Annotated in this window: 16 protein-coding genes and 2 pseudogenes; 8 read left to right on the top strand and 10 right to left on the bottom strand. The window is 68.0% G+C overall.

Going from position 1 to position 20,939, the window contains the following annotated elements:
* Window positions 1–35: 35 nt before the first annotated feature.
* Window positions 36–1,370, top strand: a complete 1,335-nt coding sequence (locus ACRRRO_RS10965) for a glycoside hydrolase family 15 (protein ID WP_434081529.1) — start codon at window positions 36–38, stop codon at window positions 1,368–1,370.
* A gap of 83 nt (window positions 1,371–1,453) precedes the next feature.
* Here the strand turns inward: ACRRRO_RS10965 and ACRRRO_RS10960 are convergent, their stop codons facing one another.
* Both ACRRRO_RS10960 and ACRRRO_RS10955 read right to left on the bottom strand, forming a co-directional pair.
* On the bottom strand, window positions 1,454–2,149 hold the full coding sequence (locus ACRRRO_RS10960; protein ID WP_424798202.1) for a LytR C-terminal domain-containing protein: 696 nt from the start codon (window positions 2,147–2,149) through the stop codon (window positions 1,454–1,456).
* 39 nt (window positions 2,150–2,188) lie between these two features.
* Window positions 2,189–2,479 carry a DUF3263 domain-containing protein gene (locus ACRRRO_RS10955; protein WP_424789034.1) on the bottom strand — a complete coding sequence of 97 codons (291 nt, stop codon included), beginning with the start codon at window positions 2,477–2,479 and terminating at the stop codon, window positions 2,189–2,191.
* A 275-nt stretch (window positions 2,480–2,754) separates the two neighbouring features.
* Here ACRRRO_RS10955 and ACRRRO_RS10950 point away from each other — a divergent pair.
* The 4 genes and pseudogenes from ACRRRO_RS10950 (at window position 2,755) to ACRRRO_RS10935 (ending at window position 8,266) form a co-directional block, all read left to right on the top strand.
* Window positions 2,755–3,434 (top strand): annotated as a pseudogene (locus tag ACRRRO_RS10950) (uracil-DNA glycosylase).
* 104 nt (window positions 3,435–3,538) lie between these two features.
* Entirely contained in the window at window positions 3,539–4,450 is a 912-nt protein-coding gene (locus ACRRRO_RS10945; protein WP_434081528.1) for an SGNH/GDSL hydrolase family protein, read from the top strand.
* Window positions 4,451–4,684: 234 nt separating this feature from the next.
* Entirely contained in the window at window positions 4,685–7,339 is a 2,655-nt protein-coding gene (locus tag ACRRRO_RS10940; RefSeq protein WP_424798199.1) for a cation-translocating P-type ATPase, read from the top strand.
* Window positions 7,340–7,511: 172 nt separating this feature from the next.
* Window positions 7,512–8,266 (top strand): annotated as a pseudogene (locus ACRRRO_RS10935) (SDR family NAD(P)-dependent oxidoreductase).
* A gap of 84 nt (window positions 8,267–8,350) precedes the next feature.
* Here the strand turns inward: ACRRRO_RS10935 and ACRRRO_RS10930 are convergent.
* The 7 genes from ACRRRO_RS10930 to ACRRRO_RS10900 all read right to left on the bottom strand — a co-directional run bounded on the left by ACRRRO_RS10930 (window position 8,351) and on the right by ACRRRO_RS10900 (window position 15,238).
* The gene (locus ACRRRO_RS10930) at window positions 8,351–9,055 is read right to left on the bottom strand and encodes an N-acetylmannosamine-6-phosphate 2-epimerase (RefSeq protein ID WP_424798197.1); all 705 of its coding nucleotides are present in this window, start codon (window positions 9,053–9,055) and stop codon (window positions 8,351–8,353) included.
* Window positions 9,052–10,035: an ROK family protein gene (locus tag ACRRRO_RS10925; RefSeq protein WP_424798196.1), complete on the bottom strand. Its 984-nt coding sequence runs from the start codon at window positions 10,033–10,035 to the stop codon at window positions 9,052–9,054. Before ACRRRO_RS10925 ends, ACRRRO_RS10930 begins: the two co-directional genes overlap by 4 nt.
* Window positions 10,036–10,108: 73 nt before the next feature.
* Complete coding sequence (locus ACRRRO_RS10920) at window positions 10,109–11,047, bottom strand: dihydrodipicolinate synthase family protein (RefSeq protein ID WP_424798195.1); 939 nt, start codon at window positions 11,045–11,047, stop codon at window positions 10,109–10,111.
* A 58-nt stretch (window positions 11,048–11,105) separates the two neighbouring features.
* A complete protein-coding gene (locus ACRRRO_RS10915; protein ID WP_434081527.1) occupies window positions 11,106–12,242 on the bottom strand; it encodes a Gfo/Idh/MocA family protein in 1,137 nt (378 codons plus the stop codon).
* A 30-nt stretch (window positions 12,243–12,272) separates the two neighbouring features.
* Window positions 12,273–13,100: a carbohydrate ABC transporter permease gene (locus ACRRRO_RS10910; RefSeq protein WP_434081526.1), complete on the bottom strand. Its 828-nt coding sequence runs from the start codon at window positions 13,098–13,100 to the stop codon at window positions 12,273–12,275.
* A complete protein-coding gene (locus ACRRRO_RS10905; RefSeq protein ID WP_434081525.1) occupies window positions 13,097–13,978 on the bottom strand; it encodes a carbohydrate ABC transporter permease in 882 nt (293 codons plus the stop codon). The genes ACRRRO_RS10910 and ACRRRO_RS10905 overlap by 4 nt, the downstream gene beginning before the upstream one ends.
* Before the next feature lie 81 nt (window positions 13,979–14,059).
* Window positions 14,060–15,238, bottom strand: a complete 1,179-nt coding sequence (locus ACRRRO_RS10900) for an ABC transporter substrate-binding protein (protein WP_434081524.1) — start codon at window positions 15,236–15,238, stop codon at window positions 14,060–14,062.
* Window positions 15,239–15,510: 272 nt separating this feature from the next.
* On the opposite strand from ACRRRO_RS10900, the gene ACRRRO_RS10895 reads away from it, so the two are divergent.
* On the top strand, window positions 15,511–16,269 hold the full coding sequence (locus ACRRRO_RS10895; protein ID WP_424798114.1) for a FadR/GntR family transcriptional regulator: 759 nt from the start codon (window positions 15,511–15,513) through the stop codon (window positions 16,267–16,269).
* Window positions 16,270–16,284: 15 nt separating this feature from the next.
* On the opposite strand, the gene ACRRRO_RS10890 is transcribed toward ACRRRO_RS10895, so the two are convergent.
* Entirely contained in the window at window positions 16,285–18,483 is a 2,199-nt protein-coding gene (locus ACRRRO_RS10890) for a S9 family peptidase (protein WP_434081523.1), read from the bottom strand.
* Between the two features lie 257 nt (window positions 18,484–18,740).
* Here ACRRRO_RS10890 and ACRRRO_RS10885 point away from each other — a divergent pair, with 257 nt between their 5' ends.
* Together ACRRRO_RS10885 and ACRRRO_RS10880 are read left to right on the top strand one after the other, a co-directional pair.
* Window positions 18,741–20,063, top strand: coding sequence for a sensor histidine kinase (locus ACRRRO_RS10885; RefSeq protein ID WP_434081522.1), 1,323 nt, complete (start codon window positions 18,741–18,743; stop codon window positions 20,061–20,063).
* Entirely contained in the window at window positions 20,060–20,806 is a 747-nt protein-coding gene (locus ACRRRO_RS10880) for a response regulator (RefSeq protein WP_434081521.1), read from the top strand. Before ACRRRO_RS10885 ends, ACRRRO_RS10880 begins: the two co-directional genes overlap by 4 nt.
* Window positions 20,807–20,939 lie beyond the last annotated feature (133 nt).

Below are 20,939 nucleotides of genomic sequence, written 5' to 3'. Positions count from 1 at the left end.
ACCCGCTCGAGCGCTTCTCGTAGGATCGGGCGACCATGCACCGTCGCCCACTCATCGTCCTCACCGCAGTGGTCCTGGCCGCTCTGCTGACCGGGATGGCGCTCGCGCGGACCGACCTGTGGGACCCACGACGCATCGATGAGGTGGATCCCTACGCCTGGGGCGTGCAGGTGCGCCCCGACGGTGAACGGGCCGTGATCCTGCCCGGCGCCGAGGTCTCCTACCTGCGCGGCAGCCGGGTCCTCGCCCCCACTCCGGATACCTCCGCGGGACAGCACCGGGACGCGCACGAACGAGCCCAGGCGGACCGCGACTGGCTCGCCGCCGGATCGGTTCCCGGCACCGGAAGCGCCTACGAGGAGATGGTCACCGGCGCACTGCTGGACATCCGTGCCCTGACCCTCGACGACGGCGCCGCCCTTGCCGGGTACAACCCGAACTGGCGGTACGTGTGGCCGCGGGATGCCTCCTTCATCGCCGCCGCGCTGGCCGGCGCCGGGCACCCCCGGGACGCGGTGGAGGTGCTGGCCTTCCTGCAGCGCGTGCAACACCCCGACGGCACCTTCGAGGCCCGCTATCTCCCCGACGCCTCCGGACCGCCGGATGGCCGGGGCATCCAGACCGACGGAACCGGTTGGGTGCTGTGGGCCACCGACCACGTCCTGGCCACGCTGGCCCCGGACGACCCGCTCCGTGAGCGGATCCACCACGACCTCACGCCACTACTGGCCCGCTCCACCGCTCAGTTACTGCACCAGGCCGAGACTCCGGACTCGCTGCCGCCGCCGAGCGCGGACTACTGGGAGCACCCAGAGCAGGACCTGACGCTGGGCACCGCCGCCCCGGTCCTGGCCGGCCTGCACGCGGCCACCCGGATCTGGTCCGGTGCCGGCGACATGGACCTGGCGCTGCGCACCGGCGCCGCCGCCGACCGGTTGCGCACGGCTGTCGAGAGCACCTTCGGGCCCACCTATCCCCGCTACCCCGGTGGCACCGACCGCGACGCTGCCACCGCCTTCGCGCTGCCGCCCTTCCAACCGGAACCCCTGAGCGAGGCCCTCGGGGCGTGGCACGACTCGATCACGCCGATGCGCAGGCCCGCCGGCGGGCTGGCACCGGGCGCGAGTTGGCGGGAGCAGTCGCTGTCCTGGACCCCGCAGACCACGCTGTATGCGTTGGTCGCCGCGCACAACGGCGAGCCTCAGATGGCCCTGGACTGGTTGGACTGGGTCGATGCCCACCGCACCCCGCTGGGTGCGATCCCGGAGAAGGTCTCCCCGACGGCACCCCGGCCGCGGTGGCGCCGCTGGCGTGGAGTGCGGCGGTGGTGGTGCTCACCGTGGCGCACCTGGAGGACGACGGCGTGCTGACCCCCGCGGAGCAGGTGCGGGACAACTGAGGTGCTCGGGGCGCAGGACCCAGGAACGCAGGGGTCCCGCGCAGGCCTGACGGCTCAGCCGACGAAGTCCGGACGGAGCACGATCACGATGCCGGAGGAAGCGGCGCTGGCGCTCTCCACCGTGGCCTCGATGCCAAGGTCGGCGGCGACCGCTTCGGCTTCCTCGGCCACCTGGGCGTCGTGGTAGTACAGGGTGGTGTCGGTGGGCAGGGCCTGGCCGTAGTCGGCGGTGGAGGTGTTGGTCCAGCCCTCGTTGTTGAGGGTCTCGGCGGTGCTGCCGGCGATTCCGGCGACACCGGCTCCGTTGAGGATCAGGATCCGCACGTCCCGGTCCAGATCGACCGGATCGTCGGTCGGGTCCTCCTCGGTGGCCTCGTCCTCGGGTTCGCCATTGCCCTCATCGGTCCCGTTCTCGCCGTCGCCGTTCTCCGGCTCGTCCTCCTCGGTGGCCTCCGGGTCGGTCCCGTTCTCGCCGTCGTCGGTCTCGTCGTCGGTCCCGTCCTCGGTCTCCTCCTCGGTCTGGTCCTCGGTGGCGGTCACGGCCGGCGTGGGGTCGGGCTCGCTACCGAAGTTCCCGGACAGGATGCTCACGCCGGCCCAGGCCAGCAGCGGGGCGACCACTATCACGATCGCGAAGGGCAGCAACTGCCGCCAGCGCGGAACGGGTGCCCGGTGCACGCCCTGAGGCGTGCGGTCGGCACCGAGGACGTCGAATTCGTCCTCGTCGTAGGGATAGTCCTGGCGGCTCACACCCGAAAGGTTATCTCCTTCGACGGCGATCGTGCGCGATCACGCGCGGTCGCCCAGCCGACGGGCCGAACGCTCCCGCTGGCGGGAACTGCGCATCCGGCGTAACCGCTTGACCAGCATCGGCTCAGCGGCCAGGGCGGCCGGGGTGTCGATGAGGGCGTTGAGCACCTGGTAGTAGCGGGTGGCGCTCATGTCGAAGTGTTCCCGGATGGCGGTCTCCTTGGCGCCGGCGTACTTCCACCACTGGTTCTCGAAGGCCAGGATTGCAGCGTCGCGTTCGCTCAGTTCCTGCTCGGTGGTGTGAGCGTTGATCTGCTGCGCTGCTGACATCGATCCTCCTGGTGCCTGAACTTCCCGGTGCGGTTCCGTGTGGTGGACTCCCGCCGCGGCTGCTGAACCGCGGCGTGATCCCCACCTCGTGTGCCTACGCACGTGGAGCCGCTCGGGGCAATACTAGAGGCAAACCACACGCGTGTCATTCACTCGCTTCGGCCGCGTCTGTGCTAATCGCAACGGCGCTAACTGTAACGGCGTCAACTGCCCAGCGCGGAGCCAAACGTCTCGACCGCTCGGGCAGGGCCTGATACTTCTGCCACCCTGGTGCGGTGAGCACGCGCACCCCACTGGAGCACATCATCGAACCGGGCTGGGCCCAGGCCCTGGCGCCGGTGGAGCAGCAGATCCACGCGATGGGAGACTTCCTGCGCGCCGAGGTCGCCGCCGGCCGCGGCTACCTGCCGGCAGGCGAGGACGTGCTGCGCGCCTTCACCCGGCCCCTGGCGAACGTACGGGTGCTGATCGTGGGCCAGGACCCCTACCCCACCCCGGGGCATCCGATGGGCCTGTCCTTCTCCGTCCAATCCCATGTACGACCGCTGCCGCGCTCCCTGGTGAACATCTTCACCGAACTGGTCAGCGACGTCGGGGCGCCCCAGCCCACCTCCGGCGACCTGTCCGCCTGGGCCGACCACGGCGTGCTGCTGCTGAACCGGTGCCTGACCGTGATGCCGGGCAAGCCCGCCTCCCACCGTGGCAAGGGCTGGGAGCAGATCACCGACCAGGCGATCAGAGCGCTAGTGGCTCGCGACCAACCGATGGTGGCGATCCTGTGGGGGGGGACGCCCAGTCCCTCAAGCCGGCTCTGGGCGCCACGCCGTGCATCATGTCGCCGCACCCCAGCCCGCTATCGGCCTCGCGCGGATTCTTCGGTTCCAAACCGTTCTCCCGCGCCAACGAGTTGCTGTTGCAGATGGGTGCCGAGCCGGTGGAGTGGTCGCTGCCCTGACACGGGCACGCCGGCACCGTGGCATGGCAGCACCCCAGCACCCCAGGCACCGCAGCACCCCACCAAGCAGGCACCGCAACACCGCACACCCCCGGCACGGCACAATGGCAACCGTGACTGATGTGTTCTTCACCCCGTCCGCACCACGCTGGCGCCGCTTCGTGGCGATCGGTGACTCCATGACCGAGGGTCTGTGCGATGAGCCCGGCGAACCCGGTGACTACCGGGGCTGGGCGGACCTGCTTGCCCAGTCCCTGACCGGGCGTCGCACCAGGGCGGGGCGCGCGCCGCTGGAGTACGCCAACCTCGCGATCCGGGGCAAGCTGCTGGGCCCGATCCTCCTGACCGAGCAGTTCCCACAGGCACTGGCCGCCAAGCCGGACCTGATCTCCATCATCGGTGGCGGCAACGACCTGCTTCGCCCCGGCGGCGACCCCGACGTCCTGGGCGCGCGCCTCGACCGCGCGGTACGCGCCGCGCGCGAGCAGGGCATCGACGTGCTGCTGGCCACCGGGATGGACACCCGCCGGGCCGGGCCGCTGCTGACCGTGATGCGCCCCAAGGTCGGGATCTTCAACGCCCACATCTGGTCCGTCGCGCGCACCCACGGCGCCCACGTCATGGACATCTGGGGCCTGCGAGCGCTGCAGGACCGGCGCATGTGGGCCCCGGACCGGGTGCATCTGAGCACGCTGGGCCACTGGCGCGCCGCTCAGGCGGCGCTGGACGCGCTGGGGTTGGAACCCGACGACGCCGACTGGTCGAAACCGCTGGACACCCAGGCCCGGCCCGCCCTGCCCGCACGACTGCGCGAGGACGCCACCTGGATACGCCGCGACGTCTACCCCTGGGCGACCCGGCGGTTCCGCCGCGCCTCCTCCGGCGACACCCGCGCCGCCAAGAGACCCGACCCGATCGTCCTGGACACACCTGGCGGCCTTGAACACGCTGCACCCGGGCTCGGCGCCGCGACGAACAACCAGGACGCCCGGCCCGACGACGGCGAGCGCACCTGAGGCGGGCAGCGCACCCGACGTTCGTGAGCCGGTCCCTCCCCGGGATCGCACTGGCGAAGGCCGCACCCCCGTGATCTGATCGGCCCCCATACCGCGGGGCCACCCGGGCGGGTCCTTGGTCCCACGGCACGACGCCCTTCTGGCACCAGACTGGTAGGCAACGGTCTTGCCTGCCACAACGGTCACGGTCCCGAACGACCCCCCACCCGAGAGCCACCAGTGTCCGCCTCCACCATGTCCACGCAACCCACCGTCGAATCCGCCTCCGAGCGGACCTGGCATGCGCTGGACATCGAGGACGTCACCGCGGCCCTGCACGCAGATGACCAGGGACTGACCTCCGCCGGGGCCGAGCAACGTCTCGCCGTCCACGGCCCGAACACGATCGAGACCAGTTCGGCCACCCCGTGGATCGTCACTCTGCTACGCCAGTTCGTCAGCCCGATGATCGGGATCCTGCTGGCGGCCTTCGTCATCACCATGCTGCTCCGGGAGTACGTCGACGCCGGTGCGATCGCCCTGATCCTGGCCCTGAACGCGGGTCTGGGATTCTGGCAGGAGCGCAAGTCCGCCCGCGACGTGCGAGCGCTCGCCACCCTGTCCGCGCCGAACTGCACGGTCGTGCGGGACGGGGCAGCCGCCACCCGGCCTGCGGCCGATCTGGTGCCCGGTGACGTGGTGCACCTGGAGAGCGGGGACCGCGTCCCGGCCGACGTCCGGTTGCTGGACGCCAAGAGTTTGCAGGTCGATGAGTCGATGCTGACCGGGGAGTCCGAGGCGGTCACCAAGCAGACCGGCGTGGTCACCGAGGAAGCCCCCGTCGGTGACCGCATCAACATGGCCTTCTCCGGCACCCTGGTGCGCTCGGGCCGGGCCCGAGCGCTGGTGGTGGCGACCGGCACCGGCACCGAGCTGGGCGTGATCAGTGAGTTGATCAAGGGGCCTCCGGGCAAGACCCCGTTGCAGGAACTGACCAACGGCCTGGAGCGCAAGATCGGTGTGATCATCACCGCAGTCTCAGCGGTGTTGTTCTTCTCCGGAGTCGCCCTGGGTAACGCCCCCGGTGAGATGTTCATGACCATCGTGGCCCTGGCGGTGGCCTCCTTGCCGGAGTCCTTGCCCATCGTGCTGACCGTGGCGATGAGCGTGGGTGTGTCCCGGATGGCCAAGCGTCACGCCCTGGTTCGCTCACTGCCGGCGGTGGAGACGTTGGGCTCCACCACGGTGATCGGCTCGGACAAGACCGGCACTCTGACGATGAACGAGATGACCTCCCAGGCCGGCTGGACCACCGCCGGTGAGGTCGAGCTGACCGATCCCGGGCTCACGCTGAGTCCGGCAGCGCGCCAGATGCTCCTTATCGGGGCGCTGACCAACGAGGCCCGGCCCGACCGTGATGACCCGAGCACCTTCATCGGGGACGCCGTCGACGTCGCGATGGCCAAGGCGGCGTTGCGCACCGGCGCGGTGACCATGGGCGAGTTCACCACCGCGCCCCTGGCGCATGCCCCGTATGAGTCCGAGGCCCGGATGTCCCAGAGCATCCACCGGGTCGGCGACGACCGGGTGTTGTTCGTCAAGGGCTCCCCGGATGCGCTGCTCGCGGCCTCGGTGAACATCCAGACCGACGACGGCGTGGCCCCCCTCGACCTCGACGTCGTCCAGTCCGCGAATCATCACCTCGCCAGTCGGGGACTGCGGATGCTGGGCACCGCCTTCCGGGTGCTCGCGCCCGGGGAGCAGATCCCTGAGGAGCTCCCAGCGCCCAGCGGCCTGACCTTCGCCGGCCTGCAGGGCATGGCCGACCCGCCCCGCCCCGGGGTGACCGAGGCGATCGCCGCCTGCCACCGGGCTGGGATCTGGGTGCTGATGATCACCGGCGACCAACCGGCCACGGCGCTGGCGATCGCGGCTCAACTGGGACTGCCCACCGAAGCCGAACCGCTCACCGGCGCCGAGATCCTCACCCTCGACGATGAGGCCCTGCGGGCACGGCTGCGCCGGGTCGGGGTCGCGGCGCGGGTGTCCCCGCAGGACAAGATGCGCATCGTGCAGGTGCTGCAGGACAGCGGCGAGGTGGTCGCCGTCACCGGCGACGGCGTCAACGACGCACCCGCCCTCAAGGCGGCCGCGCTGGGGGTGGCGATGGGGGCCTCCGGCACCGACGTGGCCCGGGAGTCGGCGGACATGGTGCTCACCGACGACAACTTCGTCACCGTGGTCGACGCCGTGGAGCAGGGCCGGGTCACGTTCAATGCGATCCGCAAGGCCACCCACTTCCTGCTGGCCAACGGTGCGGCCTCGCTGTTGGCGGTCTCGATCAGCGTCTACACCGACATGCCGTTGATCTTCCTGCCGATCCAGATGCTGTTCATGAATGTGGTCACCAACGGTGTGCAGGACATCGCGCTGGGGTTCGAGGGTGCTGAGGGCGATGAGCTCAACCACCCGCCGCGCTCGGCCAAGGAGGGGGTGCTCAGCCGGGTGCTATGGTGGCGCACCGTGATCGCCGGCGCCTGGATGGGCCTGGCCGCGGTGGGGATGTTCCTGTGGGGCCTGAACGAGGGATTGGCCGAGGAGCACGCCCGTACCCTGACGATGACCCTGTTCGTCATGATGAACTTCTTCTTCGTGCAGACCTCCCGGTTCGAGCACAAGTCGGTGCTGTCGGACCCCTTCAGCAACCGGCTGCTGGTGGTCTCCTCCTTCGCCGCACTCGCACTGTTCTGGGTGGCGGTCACCTGGCCGGTGGTGTCGAACCTGATGGGCTTCGTCCCGCTGTCCGGCGGGGAGTGGGCGTTGTGTGCGGCACTGGGCGTCTCGGTCCTGGTGATCGTGGAGGCGGAGAAGTGGGTGCGGCGCCGCCTCACCGCCCGCCAGCACGCCTGAGGCGGCTCTCGCACCCTGAGTCCCGTGCAGCCACCCCGATGGGCCGCTCCCGCTACCCCCGCCTGAGCGCCGACGCCGCCTTTTCGCCTCAACCCTGAGGGTCGCTCGCAGTCCGGCTACGGTTGAGGGCGGATCAGACCATCAGCCAGGACGATCAGCGCAAGGAGCACAGATGTCTCGTTTGGCCGGCAAGAAGGCACTGGTAACCGGTGGCGGCATCGGAATCGGCCGCCGCATCGTGGCGGACCTGGCCCGGGAGGGCGCCCAGGTCGCGTTCACCTACCTCACCCACGCCCCCGACCCGGAGTTCCTGGACGCACTCGCTGCCACCAACGCCCCACCGGCGCTGTCGATGCAGTTGGACGTCACCGATGAGGCCGCCGTGATCGACGGTGTCGCCGACGCCGCTGGCAAACTCGGCGGGTTGGACATCCTGGTAACAACGCGGGTGGGCTGATCGGGCGGGTGCCGTTGGCGGAGATGAGCACCGAGCACTGGCGCACGGTGATGGCCGTCAACCTGGACTCCACCTTCATGGTGACCCGGGAGGCGATCAAGTTCATGCACCCCGGCGGACGGATCGTCAACGTCTCCTCGGTGGCGGGGCAGAACGGCGGCTCGGACGGCTCGGGGGCCTACGCCGCCGCCAAGGCCGGGATCTTCGGCTACACCCGCTCCCTGGCCAAGGAACTGGCACCCAAGCAGATCACCGTCAACGCCCTGGCCCCCGGGCTCATCCTGGACACCCCCTTCCACGAGACGTTCAGCACCCCGGAGCGGCAGCGGGCCACCATCGACGCCATCCCGCTGGCCCGGGCCGGCTACCCCGACGACGTCTCCGGCCCGGTGCTGTGGTTGTGCTCGGAGGAGAGCGCCTTCGTCACCGGCACCGTGGTGGACATCAACGGCGGGGCCTACTTCACCTGAACTGGGAGCGCGCTCGCGGTACGATGCGCGCCGGCAGCGCGAAGCGACCTCGCGGAGCGGAAGAGTTGCCGATACTCGTGGTCCCTACGCCCCGGCAACTGCTTGGTGAAACCAGCCCGTGATGGTCGTCGGGTGGGTAATCGCGGTTCCTACCACGACGGCAAAAGCACCCCGCTCCATCACGTCAGCAGCCTGAGCCGTCGTATGCACCCTGCCTTCAGCGATGACAGGTCGCTCGCAGCGTTCGACCAGTTGATCGATGAGTTCGGTATCGGGACCTTTGGTCTTCGCACGTTCCCCGGTGTAACCGGCCAAGGTCGTGCCAACGAGATCGGCCCCGTCATCCTCGGCCGCCAAGGCGTCATCGAGACTGCCACAGTCCGCCATCACCAGGACATGGGAGTACTGCCGGAGTCCGTCAATCGTCTCGGCCAACGTCAGACCGTCCGGACGCGGACGGCGAGTGCCGTCGAGGGCGACAATGTCAGCGCCAGCCTCGGCCACCGCGGTCGCGTGTTCAAGGGTCGGGGTGATGAAGACCGGGTCGTCACCATCCTTCCAGAGGCCGATGAGTGGCACATTCGTGCAGGCTTGGATGAGTCCGATGTCCGTCAAGCCCTGGGCGCGGACTCCCGCGGCGCCTCCCGCGATCACAGCCTGCGCCATCCGGGCCATCACCTCCCCGTCCCGCAGCGGCTCATCCGGGTAAGCCTGGCAGGAGACGATGAGTTGCCCGTTCAACTGGTCAAGGATCGATGCCACACTAGTTCCCTTCGGTTCAGTGATCACGAACGGCACAGCAGTGCAGAGCGCGCGGCTCCGAGGATGCCGGCTGCCGGGCCGAGATCGGAGCGCCGCACCGGAAGGTCGATGAGGGGTGCGATGAGTTCGTGGCGCAGTGCCGAAACCATGGGCTGCCACCACAGCGGGCCGGCCTGGCTCAACCCCCCGCCCACGACCACCACTGCCGGGTCGAGCACCATGGCGACACCGGCCACTGCTCTTCCCACGGCACGAGCCGAGACAGCGAGGGCCCGCTCGGCCAGCGCATCTCCAGCGGCGGCCCGGGCGTAAACCGCCCGGGCGTCGGCAGCAGCGGGATCTCCGCCCAGGCGTAGGTAGTGTCGATGCAGTGCCGGACCGGAGGCGATACCTTCCAGGTGTCCCTCCTTGCCACAACCACAGCGCAGCCCAGCGGCTTCCGGGCTCGGGAGGTGTCCCAGTTCCCCGGCCACGTGATGGGCTCCGCGGAGCGGTCGGCCGTCGAAGACGACGCTAGCCCCGACTCCGGTGCCGACCGTGACCATCAGCACGTCGTCGGACCCGGCTGCCGCGCCCTGCCATGCCTCTCCGGCGCCATGAGCGTCCACATCGTTCTCTACCGTCACAGGGTGATCACCGATCAGGTCCGCAAGTCGCTCCCGCAGCCCTTGACGGACGTCGGTCCCCGGCCAGCCCGGCAAGGCGTCCGTCGCCGACAGGACCCGTCCCACGCCGGCGTCCACCACACCTGCAGTGCCCACACCGATCCCCAGGAGTTGGACGATGCCTGGGAGGTGGATCGTGGCCCCGTACTGCCCCGGTGCGAGAGAACCCTCATATCGAGCAACGACCTCACGCACGAGAGTGGCGACAGCATCGAGGATTGCCTCCGGCCCATCCCGTGCTGGAGTGGGAATCGCGTAAGCCGCTCCCACCTGGCCTTCGAGACTCACCAAAGCCGCAGCAGTCTTCGTCCCGCCCAGATCGACGCCGACGAGGTGACTCACGTCGCCCTCCATCGAGCCATGAGCCCTAGGTGGCGGCCCGCGGGCAAGCCGCACACCCCAGGCTGCCCGAGATTCATGCACTCACGGGCAAGGCCGCGTCAACGATGGCGCAGATACGGGCGATCGCTGCTTCGCCCAGTTCCTCGACGGGGAAGGCCATCGTGGCGGTAGGAATGACTCCAAGGTGTTTCATTGCAACCTTGAAAGCGCCGACCCCAGCGGCGTCGCCCGACCGGCCATCGGCTTGGTAGACGATCTCGAAAAGTTGCGCTAGCCGATCCTGTTCCTGGCGTGCCCGAGTCCAGTCACCAGCCTGGGCAGTTTCAAGGAGGCGGACATAGCCGACCGGGTCGACGTTGCCCAATCCGGGGACGACTCCGTCCGCGCCCAGTAGAAGCATGCCGTCGACGACAACTTCATGACCGGTCAGCACCATGAGCGGCCGACCGGCACGCACATTGGCTGCTACCAGCCGGCGAAAGTTCACATCATCCCCGGATGAGTCCTTAACACCGGCTAGGACCCCCTCGGTGCCCAGTCGCGTGAGGAGTTCGATGGGGAGTTTCGTGTGCACGCGGGCTGGGATGTCATAGGCGAAGAGCGGCAACGTGCTCGCAGCCGAGATGGCGCGGAAGTGTCGCTCGATCTCGTCGGAATCATTGATGGCATACAGGGGTGCTGTCGCCACGATCGCATCGGCACCCAAGGACTGCGCTCGCCGAGCATGGTGAATCACGCGACCGGCCGTGGTGTCGATCGCGCCGACCAGCACAGGGACACGTCCAGCGACCTTGTCCACGACCGTGCGTACAACGGACTCGCGCTCCGAGTCGTCTAGGTAGGCGACCTCGCCGGTCGATCCTAGGACGAAGACGCCGTCGACGCCGCCTGCAAGTAGGTGCTCGACCACGGCGGCGAGCGCGTCGTGGTCGATGTTCCCCTCCGGTGTCAATGGTGTGATGATCGGGGGGATAACGCCGCAGATGCGGGTAGAGGCCACAGGAATCTCCATCGTGAAGTGCGGTACGTGAGCCGCGAATCGTCAGACTGGTCGGGGATCGGTGCGGTGCCTAGACGGGCAAACTCGGGCTTCGTTCCGCCGCGTTGATCACGCTCTCGACTGGCACCTTGCGGGAATCACTCAAGGACAACGTCAAGGCGTCAGCCGTGGCAATCGAGGCCGCAGCCGCCGATCCGTCCGTGAGTGCGGCAAACTCCTCGCTCGGCGCGCCGCCTTGGACGAGATCATGGAAGTACGCGAGTTCCTCCTCGATGATCCCGCGAAGCCACAGAGGTGGCCGGCGGTCAGGATCGCCATACATGACTGCTCCATCCGTCTCGCTCCCGCTATAGATCGCGCGTCGCTCATCGTCCTCGGCTCGGGACCTGTGCAGGAGGAACCTCTCGGTTCGGTCGGGCGTCCGCAGTTCACACCCGGGGTCTTGAAGGTCGATCCGAATGGCGCCCTCGGTCCCCTGAATCAGCACGTGATGCTCCGGCCACCGGAACGCCGAGCCGTACTCCAGCGCGGCGAACCGGTCACCGTCGAACTCCAGAGTGATGACGAGAATGTCTTCTTCGTCCCCCGAGCCCCTGCCCTGGTGCGCGACGTTTCCTCCCACCATGGTCGCGATCCGCGCGGGCCCCATGATGGATTGCACGAAGTCGAGTTCATGGATGTGGTGGTAGAGGTGTCCACCCGACAACTTTCGCTGCTTCTTCCAGTTCAAGGAAGGTTGCGGGCCCTCCCAGCCGTTCCGCACAGCACGGCAGAAGAGCACATCCCCGATCGCCCCTTCCTCGATTAGGCTCCTCGCCCGACGCACGCCACTCATGAAGTTCATGACGTGCCCGGCCATCAGCAGCACACCTGCCCGCCTGGTCTCATCCAGCATCGCCAGACAGTCCTCGTAAGAGAGAGCGATCGGCTTCTCGCAGAAGACCGCCTTTCCAGAGCGCGCGGCGAGGACGACGGGCTCGCGGTGAGCCCAGTTCGGTGATGCCACCACGACCGCATCCACATCCTCGGCAGCGCACAACTCCGCCGGGGACCCCACGCTCCGAGCACCTAGTTCCGCTGCAACGTTCTCAGCGTTCTGTGGATCGTGAACGGCGGAAACCACCGCATCACTCCGAGACACCAGGTACCGCCCGATCTCAGCACCGAAGTAGCCGGTCCCGACGATGCCATAACGAACAGGTTTCACTTGATTCCTTTCAGATGAGGCGACAATGCTTCATTTCACCGATCCTTCCGCCAGACCGCCGGCAATATGCTTCTGTATCGCCATGAAGAACAGCACCGATGGGACGACCACAGTGACAGCCGCGGCCATCATCGCTCCCCAATCAAGGACCTCAGAACCGGTCAGCGAATACAATGCGACTGCGACGGGCATTTTGCCTGTTTCATTGATGAACAACAGCGGATAGAGAAATTCGTTGAACGTATTGATGAAGGTGTACACGGCCGTAGCCACGATCCCGGGCATAACAATCGGCGTCGCGATCTGCCAGAACACACGAAACTTGCCGGCCCCGTCCATCTGCGCACCCTCCTCGACCTCAAGGGGAACCCTGCCGTAGAAACCGACCAGCATCCAAATGGCATAGGGCAAGGAGAACGACAGGTAGGCGAGGACGAGTCCGGTGTAGGTGTTGATCAGATTCAGTTGCACCATGATGAACAGGTACGGCACCGCGAGCAGGATCGGCGGAAACATGTATGTCGCGATCAGTAACCGCGTGAGTCTTTTGCCGACCTTCGGGAAGAAGCGAACCACACCATAGGCGGCCATCGTGCTTCCGATGACGGTCAGGGCCGTAGTAATCAGAGAGATATAGAGGCTGTTACCGAGGTTTCGCAGAAATCCGAGCCCAATGAGCACATTGACGTAGTTGTCGAGCGTGAACGTCTCCGGGACGAAGGAGACCGGGTTGGATGCCAGGTCCGGTCCGGTCTTGAACGACGAGACGATGATCCATACCAGTGGGAACACGAAGATGATGGATACGAGAAGAAGGAAGCCATGCAGCAACAACTGGTTTCGACGGCGCGCAATCATCCAGCGTCCTGCCTTTCCCATCGATTCAAGACACTGAAGGCAATTCGCGCGAGAACGAGTAGGAACAGCAGCAGAAGAATGGTGACGGCTGCTGCCATCCCGAGTTGATGCAGGCCCCACCCGGTTCGATACGCGAAGATCGGCAGTGTCGTCGTCATGCTTCCGGGCCCACCGCCGGTGATCAGGAACAGCAGTTCAAAGTTGTTGAAGACCCAGATGAACCGCAGTATGACGAGTAGTCCGATCACGTTCCTGATATGGCGCATCGTGATGAAACTGAACTTCTGCCGCTCGGTGGCTCCGTCCATCGTCGCTGCCTCGTATTGCTCCCGCGGAATCGTCTTGAGTGCCGAAAGGATGTTGACCATGAAGAGCGGGGTGCCGAACCAGATATTGATGCCGATCACGGTCCAGGCAACCGTGCTCGGATTGGATAACAGGCTCACATTCCCGTCGGTCACGCCCATGCGGGTGAGGAGGTTCGGGAGGAAGCCGTACACATCATTGAGGATCCAGGTCCATCCGAACCCGATGATGATCGCCGGAAACGCCCAAGGGATGATCAGGAGTGTTCGATAGAGTCCGGTGCACCGACGGACCCTGTCCAACGCGAGCGCAAGCAGCAGCCCGAGCAACAACTGTCCGCTGACCGATCCGACGGTCCACCAGGCTGACGTCGAGAATGCCCTCCAGAACGCCTCGGACGTCAGCAGGTTGACGAAGTTGTCCAGCCACACGATGTCGTAGCTCTGCCGAAGCAGGTGCCGGTTGGTTGATGAGTAGAAGAAGCTGGACAGCAGCGGGTATATCAGCAGCCCGAGGACGGCGATGACGCTGGGGAGGATGAAGGCCAGGCCGACCTTGTCGATTCGCTTCACGCGGGACCAGCGGGAGGGCGCTGGTGCGCCGCTCCCGCCGATCCCGCTGTTCGCCGGCGCTTCTGCCGTTCCGATCATGGATTAGCCGATTTCGGCGCCGGCGGCTTCGAACAGTTCGTTGAGTTCGCGCTCCGCAGCCTCAGCGGCTTCCCGCGTGTCGGTGCCATCGAGGATGACCGAATGGAACATCCGCTCGACGACCCCTTGGCTCGTGAGGATTCCAGCCTGGAGAGCCGGCCCCTGCTCCATCCCGATCGCGGTGCCGAGGGGCACTGCCTCTTCGATGACCGCGACCGATTCTGAGAACTCCTCGATCACGTCGTTGTCCTGGTACTCCGGGCTATCACTGATGTCGGACATAGCCGGGAGCATCCCGCCCGGCACCGAGTGCAGGAACTCGATGTAGTCCTCGTCGTTGTAGAGGAACCTCAGGAACGCCTTCGCCTCTTCCTGGACGTCGCTGGCCTCCCACACAACCATCGGAATGTTCGAGGTCTCGCCCCCGTAGTGGGGCTCGCCGGCGGCCATCCGAGGCAGCGGAGCGGCAGCGATGTCGCCGAGGAGGTCGGGACTTGCACCCTCCACTCCGCTGATGTGGAAGCCGGAGTTGAAGTCGAAGGCGGTGCGACCCTGGTAGAACAGCGTCGCCTGGTCAAGCACGTCATAGTTCAGGCTGCCCTCGGGCGATGTCGATCGATAAGCCTCAACCCAATAATCAATGCCCTCGAGCGCGGCCTCGGATGTCAGGTTGGCGCGCCCGTCGTCGGCGAGGAGGCGCTCACCCGCGGACTGGACGTAGAAGTTGAGGAACCGACTGCCCATCATGTCGTTCGCGCCCAAGGGGACGGAGAGTCCGTAGGTGCCATCCTCCGTCAGAGCGGCAGCCGCATGCGCCAGTTCTTCCCACGTTTCGGGAACGGCGATTCCGGCGTCTTCGAGCAGGTCCGTTCGGTACCACATGACCTGAGCATGCGAATAGATCGGGATGGCATAGGCGTGCCCGTCTTTCGAACCCTCGGTCAGCGCAGCCTCGGAGAAGCGCTCGTGGCCGATCTCCTCGATGACATCATCCAGCGGCACGAGTGCCTCGGCGCCGATCATCTCGACGACGTGATTGGGTAGCGCGGTACTGAGGTCCGGCACCTGACCGGTCGCCAGTCCCGTGGTCCACATCGTGTAGAACTCCGGCCAGGCGAACGTCTCGATCGTGATGTCCACATCCGGGTGGGCATCTTCGAACTCGGCGGCCATTCGTTCCATGTAGTCCGCTCTCGGACCTTGCGTGAAACTGTGCCAGAACACCACCTCCCCCGAGAGCGACCCGTCGTCGCTCCCACCTCCCCCGCCACCCCCACCGCAGGCGGACAGGACGAGCGCCGTGGCGAGAGCGGACGCCCCGAGGGCGACCCCCCTCCGAGGACGGCTGACGGTTGATCGATGCATGGGCTCTCCCGTGAGATGAATGACGTCGGAGGTCTGATGTCGGATGTACTATGGTGACTATAAACGCATCGAGAGCGAAGGGTCAACCAATGGCGCTAACAGCACAGCAGAGATCGTCGGTACCCGACGCCGGGCGCGCGAGCCAGCGGCCGACGACCGCGGACAAGATCAAGGACTACGTCCTCACCCATGGGCTACGGCCCGGTGATGCGCTGCCCACCGAGTCCGAACTGTGCGAACTGCTCGGAGTCTCCCGCTCCAACGTACGCGAAGCCATCCGAACCCTCTCCACGCTGAACATCGTCTCGGTGCGTCACGGGTACGGCACATTCGTCGGGGAATTGAGCCTGGATGCTTTGGTGGAGTCCCTGGTCTTTCGCGGGGTGCTGACCCCTGGCGATGACTTGCAGGCGCTGCGCGACATCATTGAGGTCCGCCAAGCGCTCGATACTGCGATGGCGCACAAGGTTGCGGACAGTATGCGAGGAACACACAATGCCGACTTGCATGACCTGGTGGCGCAGATGGTCGACCTGGCTTCCAGCGGGCAGCCCTTCCCCCACCAGGACCGGGCCTTTCACACGTCGATGCTGGAGCGTCTGGACAACGTTCTCGTCGGTCAACTGGTCGGGGCCTTCTGGGACGTCCACACCGCCGTGATGCCCCGGCTCGGCGTCAGTCCTTCCGCTGATCTCGTCCAGACTGCCAAGGCCCACGGTGACATGCTCCGTGCCGCCGAGAAGGGCGACGCGGAGGCGCTCATCGCTTCAGTTGACGACCATTACGAGCCCATCATGCGCGCTCTGGATGGAGTCCGTCCTCGCCCCTCGGCCCAGAATCCCCGATAGACCGGCGCTTCGCCGTCACCGGACTGGCAGGTACTTGTCCCACCAGGTGAGGATGTGCTCGAACCGGGCCAGGCGGTGCTGTGGCCGCCCGGACCTGCTCAACTCGTGGCCCTCGCCCGGGAAGAGCAGGAACTCGGTCTCCACGCCGCGGCGCTTGAGCCCCACGAACCAGCGCTGGCCCTGCTCCACCGGGCAGCGCCAGTCCTGCTCGGAGTGGATCACCATGGTGGGCGTGGCGACCTTGTCGATGTGGGCCATCGGGCTCTGTGCGGCCACCTGGTCCGGATCCTCACCCAGGTACTTGATCCCGAAGAACCAGCCGATGTCGCTCGACCCCTCGAAACTGACCGGGTCCAGGAAGCCGCGCTCCACGATCGCGGCGACGAACCGGTCGGTGCGGGTGGTGAGCCACGCCGTCATGTACCCGCCGTAGGAACCACCGAGCACGCCGACGCGCTGGGCTTCGAGGCTGGGGTGGGCGGCCAGGGCGCCGTCGAGGAAGGCCAGCACATCGGCGGCGTCACGGTCCCCGAAGCCGTTGATGATCGCCCGGCCGTGGTCCTGCCCGTAACCGGCCGAGCCCCGGGGGTTGCAGAAGACGACGGCGTAACCGGCCCTGGTGTAGACCTGCACCTCGTCGAAGAGCACCGACTCGTACTGTGCGTGCGGGCCCCCGTGGATGAGCAGCAGCACCGGGTGCGGGCCCTCCCCCTCGGGCACCGTGACCCAGCCGTGCACCGGGTAACCGTCCTCGCCGTCGACCTGCAGTTCCTGCGGGACGAACACCCCTGCCTGCTCGCGCAGCCGCGCGGACAGGTCGGTCAGCCGGCGCGCGGTGACGTCGTCGTCGTCGTTGTGGTTGTCGTTGTGGTTGTCGGAATGCCCGACGACGAAGAGGTCGCCGGCACTGTCCGGCGTCGAGGCACTCACGAGCACCCCGCCACCGGGGAGCGGGTCGGCCCCGGCCACGCTCACCTGACCGCTGAAGACCGGCCATAGTTCGCCACCGGTGTAGCGCACCAGTTCGGTGCTACCCCGGTTCAGGCGGGTGAGCAGGACGTCCTCGTCGACGGCCAGGAACACGGCGTTGGTCAACGACCCGGTGCGCGGGTCGGTCACCTGTTCCAGGTCGGCGAGTCCGTCCCGGGTGAGCCGGGCGCGGTGCAGCGCGGGGGTCTTACCGATGAAGTCCATCGAGTCCGGGCCCAGGTCGGAGATCAGCAGCCAGAGGGTGTCGCCCGGGCCGGTCCGCACGCCGACAGGACCGTGCTCGAGGCCCTGCAGCAACTCCGGTTCGGGTACCGGCACCTCGCGCTCGCCCTCCGTCCGGGTGTCCCCGCCATCCGATTCGGACGTGGCGCTCTCACCGGCGCCGTCGGCGGAGGCGCCGGGGCCGGGGCCGGGGCCGGGAGCAGGAACGCGGATCAACTCGCTCCGCAGTTCATCGACCACGCCACGGGTAATGAGCAGGTGGGTGCCGTCGTGGGTCCACACCGGTTCGCGGTTCCCGTCCCGTTCGCCCGCTGTGACCGCCGCCGGTTGCACCGGCACGCCCGTGCGAGCGCCGGGCGTGCTGGCGTTGTGCCCGGTGGTGCTGTGCCCGGTGGTGCTGCCCTTGTCCTCGTTCGACCCAGCCGGGCTCGACCCAGCCGGGCTCGACCCAGCCGGGCTCGACGCCGTCGGGTCGTTCTCCTCGCGCACATCGATGACGTAGACATGCTGGGGCCGGTCGGCATGGAAGCCGGCACCGTCGAGACGGTAGGTGAAGCGGGTGATATGCCGCGGGGGCTCGGCGTCGGGACCCACGCCCTCGGTGGTGCCGTAGCGCCCCTCTTCCGGCACCCGGGCGGTGTAGGCGATTCGGGTGGAGTCCGGGGAGAACTCCGGCCGGCCCGATACCCCCAGCGGGTGGTCGGTGAGCAATTGCGGCTCCCCGCCGTCAGCGCGCATCAGGGCGAGTTGGGGCTTGTCCCCCTTGGCGGCGCGCAGGAAGGCCACGTACTGCCCATCAGGTGAGATGACCGGTTCGGCATCTCGGAAACCGTGCGTCAGCGGGCGCAATGCTCCGTCGCCCAGGTCCAGGCGCCAGAGCCGGGAAGGGTAGGTGTCCTCCTCCAGGTCCGGGCGGGAGACCGCGATCACCGCCCAGGTGCCGTCGGGGTGCACGGCCGGGCGGGTGGTGCTGTGCAGAAGGTTGAGGTGTTCGGGACGCATGGTCGACGAGCCTACCGAGGCCTCGCCACGGCCTGTGCACCAGGCGCTCCACGGGCACGGGCGTGAACCATCCCCGGCGGCCTCCACCTACTGGCCTCCGCCCCGAGGCGGAGGAATCCCCGCGTACCCGCCGCTACCGTTGGGCTCATGAGTGCACCGGCCCCCACCAGCCAGCCGGGCGCTGCCGCTGCGGCAGTCCCGGCGCCCGCAGGACCAGCCGGCGGCGGGGAACTCGGCACTCGGACCACCCCCCGCCCGTGGCAGCGTCCCGCCCCCCCCAGGCGCAGTTGTTGCGCATGGACGCCGCCGCAGCCCTCGCACTGTTCGCCGGTGCACTGCTGGCCATGGCGCTGCAGCGCGCGGCGATGCTCTTCACCGACCCGGCCCACCCGGTGCTGTCGGTGGTGGCGCTGGCCGGGATCACCCTGCCGCTGGCCCTGCGGCGGCGGTATCCGGCCACGGTGCTGGTGGTGGTGTCGGCAGTGTTCATCGTGGCCGGGGAGACCCTGGTCCCCGAGACGCTGATCACCAACATCGCGTTGTTCATGGCGCTGTACACCTCCGGCGCCTGGATCTCCGACCGGCGCCGCGCACTCGTCCTGCGCCTGGTGGTCGTGGACGTGATGGCCATCTGGCTGCTGGTCTCCTTCTTCCGCATCGCCACCGATCCCCCCGACGGGGAGCAGGTGGACATCGGGCCCGGCACGCTGAGCCCGCTGGCCGCGTTCATGTTGGTGCAGGTGCTGATCAACGCCCTCTACTTCGCCGGGGCGATCTGGTTCGGCAACCACGCGTGGAAAGCGGCCCGGGACCGCCACCTCCTCATCGAACGTGCCCACGACCTCCAGGCCGAGCGCGCCCTGGTCGAGGCCCAGGCGGTGACCATCGAGCGGATGCGCCTGGCCCGCGAACTCCACGATGCGGTAGCCCACCACGTGTCGCTGATGGGGGTGCAGGCCGCGGCCGCGCGCACCCTGCTGGACCGGGATCCCGGCCGGGCCGGCGGTGCACTGGAGCGGGTGGAGGACGCCGCCCGCGATGCCATCAGCGAGTTGCACACCCTGCTCGGCACCCTTCGGGCCGAACCCGACGGCGGCGTCGATCCGGGCAGCACAGATCCCGTGGGCTCCCTGGGCGTGGAACGCATTCCCGACCTGATCGAGGACGCCCGGCACGGCGGCCTGCAGGTGCAGTACCAGGTGATCGGCGAGCCGGTGCCGATGCGCCCACTGGCCTCCCTGAACCTGTACCGAATCGCCCAGGAGGCCTTGACGAACGCCCGCAAACACGCCGGCAATGGCGCCCAGGTCGACGTGCGGTTGCGCTACCTGCCCGAGGCGGTGGAGCTGGAGGTGGCCGATGACGGTGCGGGCCGGCGGCGACGCCCGGTCCGCACCGGCAGCGGCGGTCTGGGCCTGGTCGGGATGCGCGAACGGGTCGGCACCGACGGCGGCACCCTGCACGTGGGCCCGCGCCGTGAGGGCGGGTTCCTGGTGCGTGCCCAGGTGCCGCTGACCCCCACCGCGCTGGCCGCCGACGAACACAGATCCCCCGACGAGGAACAGGAAGCTCCCGCATGAGCAGTCCGGCCGAGCACGAGACACCGGCAGGCGACGCGGGGGTGCGGGTGGTGCTCGTGGATGACCAGCCCCTGCTGCGCGAGGGCATCGCCACCATCCTGGACGCCCAGCCCGGCATCACCGTGGTGGGGCAGGCCTCCACCGGGGCCGAGGCGCTGGAGGTGGTGGCCGACACCGGCCCGGACGTGGTGTGCATGGACGTGGAGATGCCCGGGATGAACGGCCTGGAGGCCACCCGGGCGATCATCGCCGCAGACCCCGGCGGGCCCAAGGTGCTGGTGCTGACCACGTTCAGCCGGGAGGACTACCTGCTCGAGGCGCTGCGCGCCGGCGCCAGCGCGTTCCTGCTCAAGACCGCCCGGCCCGAACAACTCGCCGACGCGATCCGCTCGGTGGCCGACGGCGACGCCCTGCTCTCCCCCGAGGTCACCCGGGCGATCATCGAGCGGGCGGTCTCCGGCGCGGACCTGGACGGGGCCAGTCCTGGCCAGGCGGGCCCGGCTGCCCAGGAGAGTTCCGCCGTCGGCCATCCCGCCACCGGCCGGGCCGACGCCGGCGCCGACCCGCTGGCCCCGGCCCGCGGCGCCGGTGGCAACGCGGCCCGGCCCGCGGCCGCGGCTGACCTGACCGAACGCGAACGGGAGGTGCTGGCGCTGGTGGCCCGCGGCATGTCCAACGACGAGATCGCCGCCCACCTGGTGATCGGGCGCGCCACGTCAAGACCCACGTCTCCAACCTGCTGATGAAACTGCACCTGCGCGACCGGGTCCAGGCCGTGGCCTTCGCCTACCGCCACGGCCTGGCCGGGCAGGACTGACGGTGCCCTCCCTCCCCCGCAGGGTGGAGACCGGAAAGATCCCCCTGACGGCCGAAGCG

Origin of the sequence: Sanguibacter sp. Z1732 (assembly GCF_051020515.1) — a bacterium.
Lineage (GTDB): Bacteria > Actinomycetota > Actinomycetes > Actinomycetales > Beutenbergiaceae > CALKWS01.
Note: the sequence above shows the minus strand (reverse complement) of the source record. Positions and strands in the feature narration are given on the sequence as shown.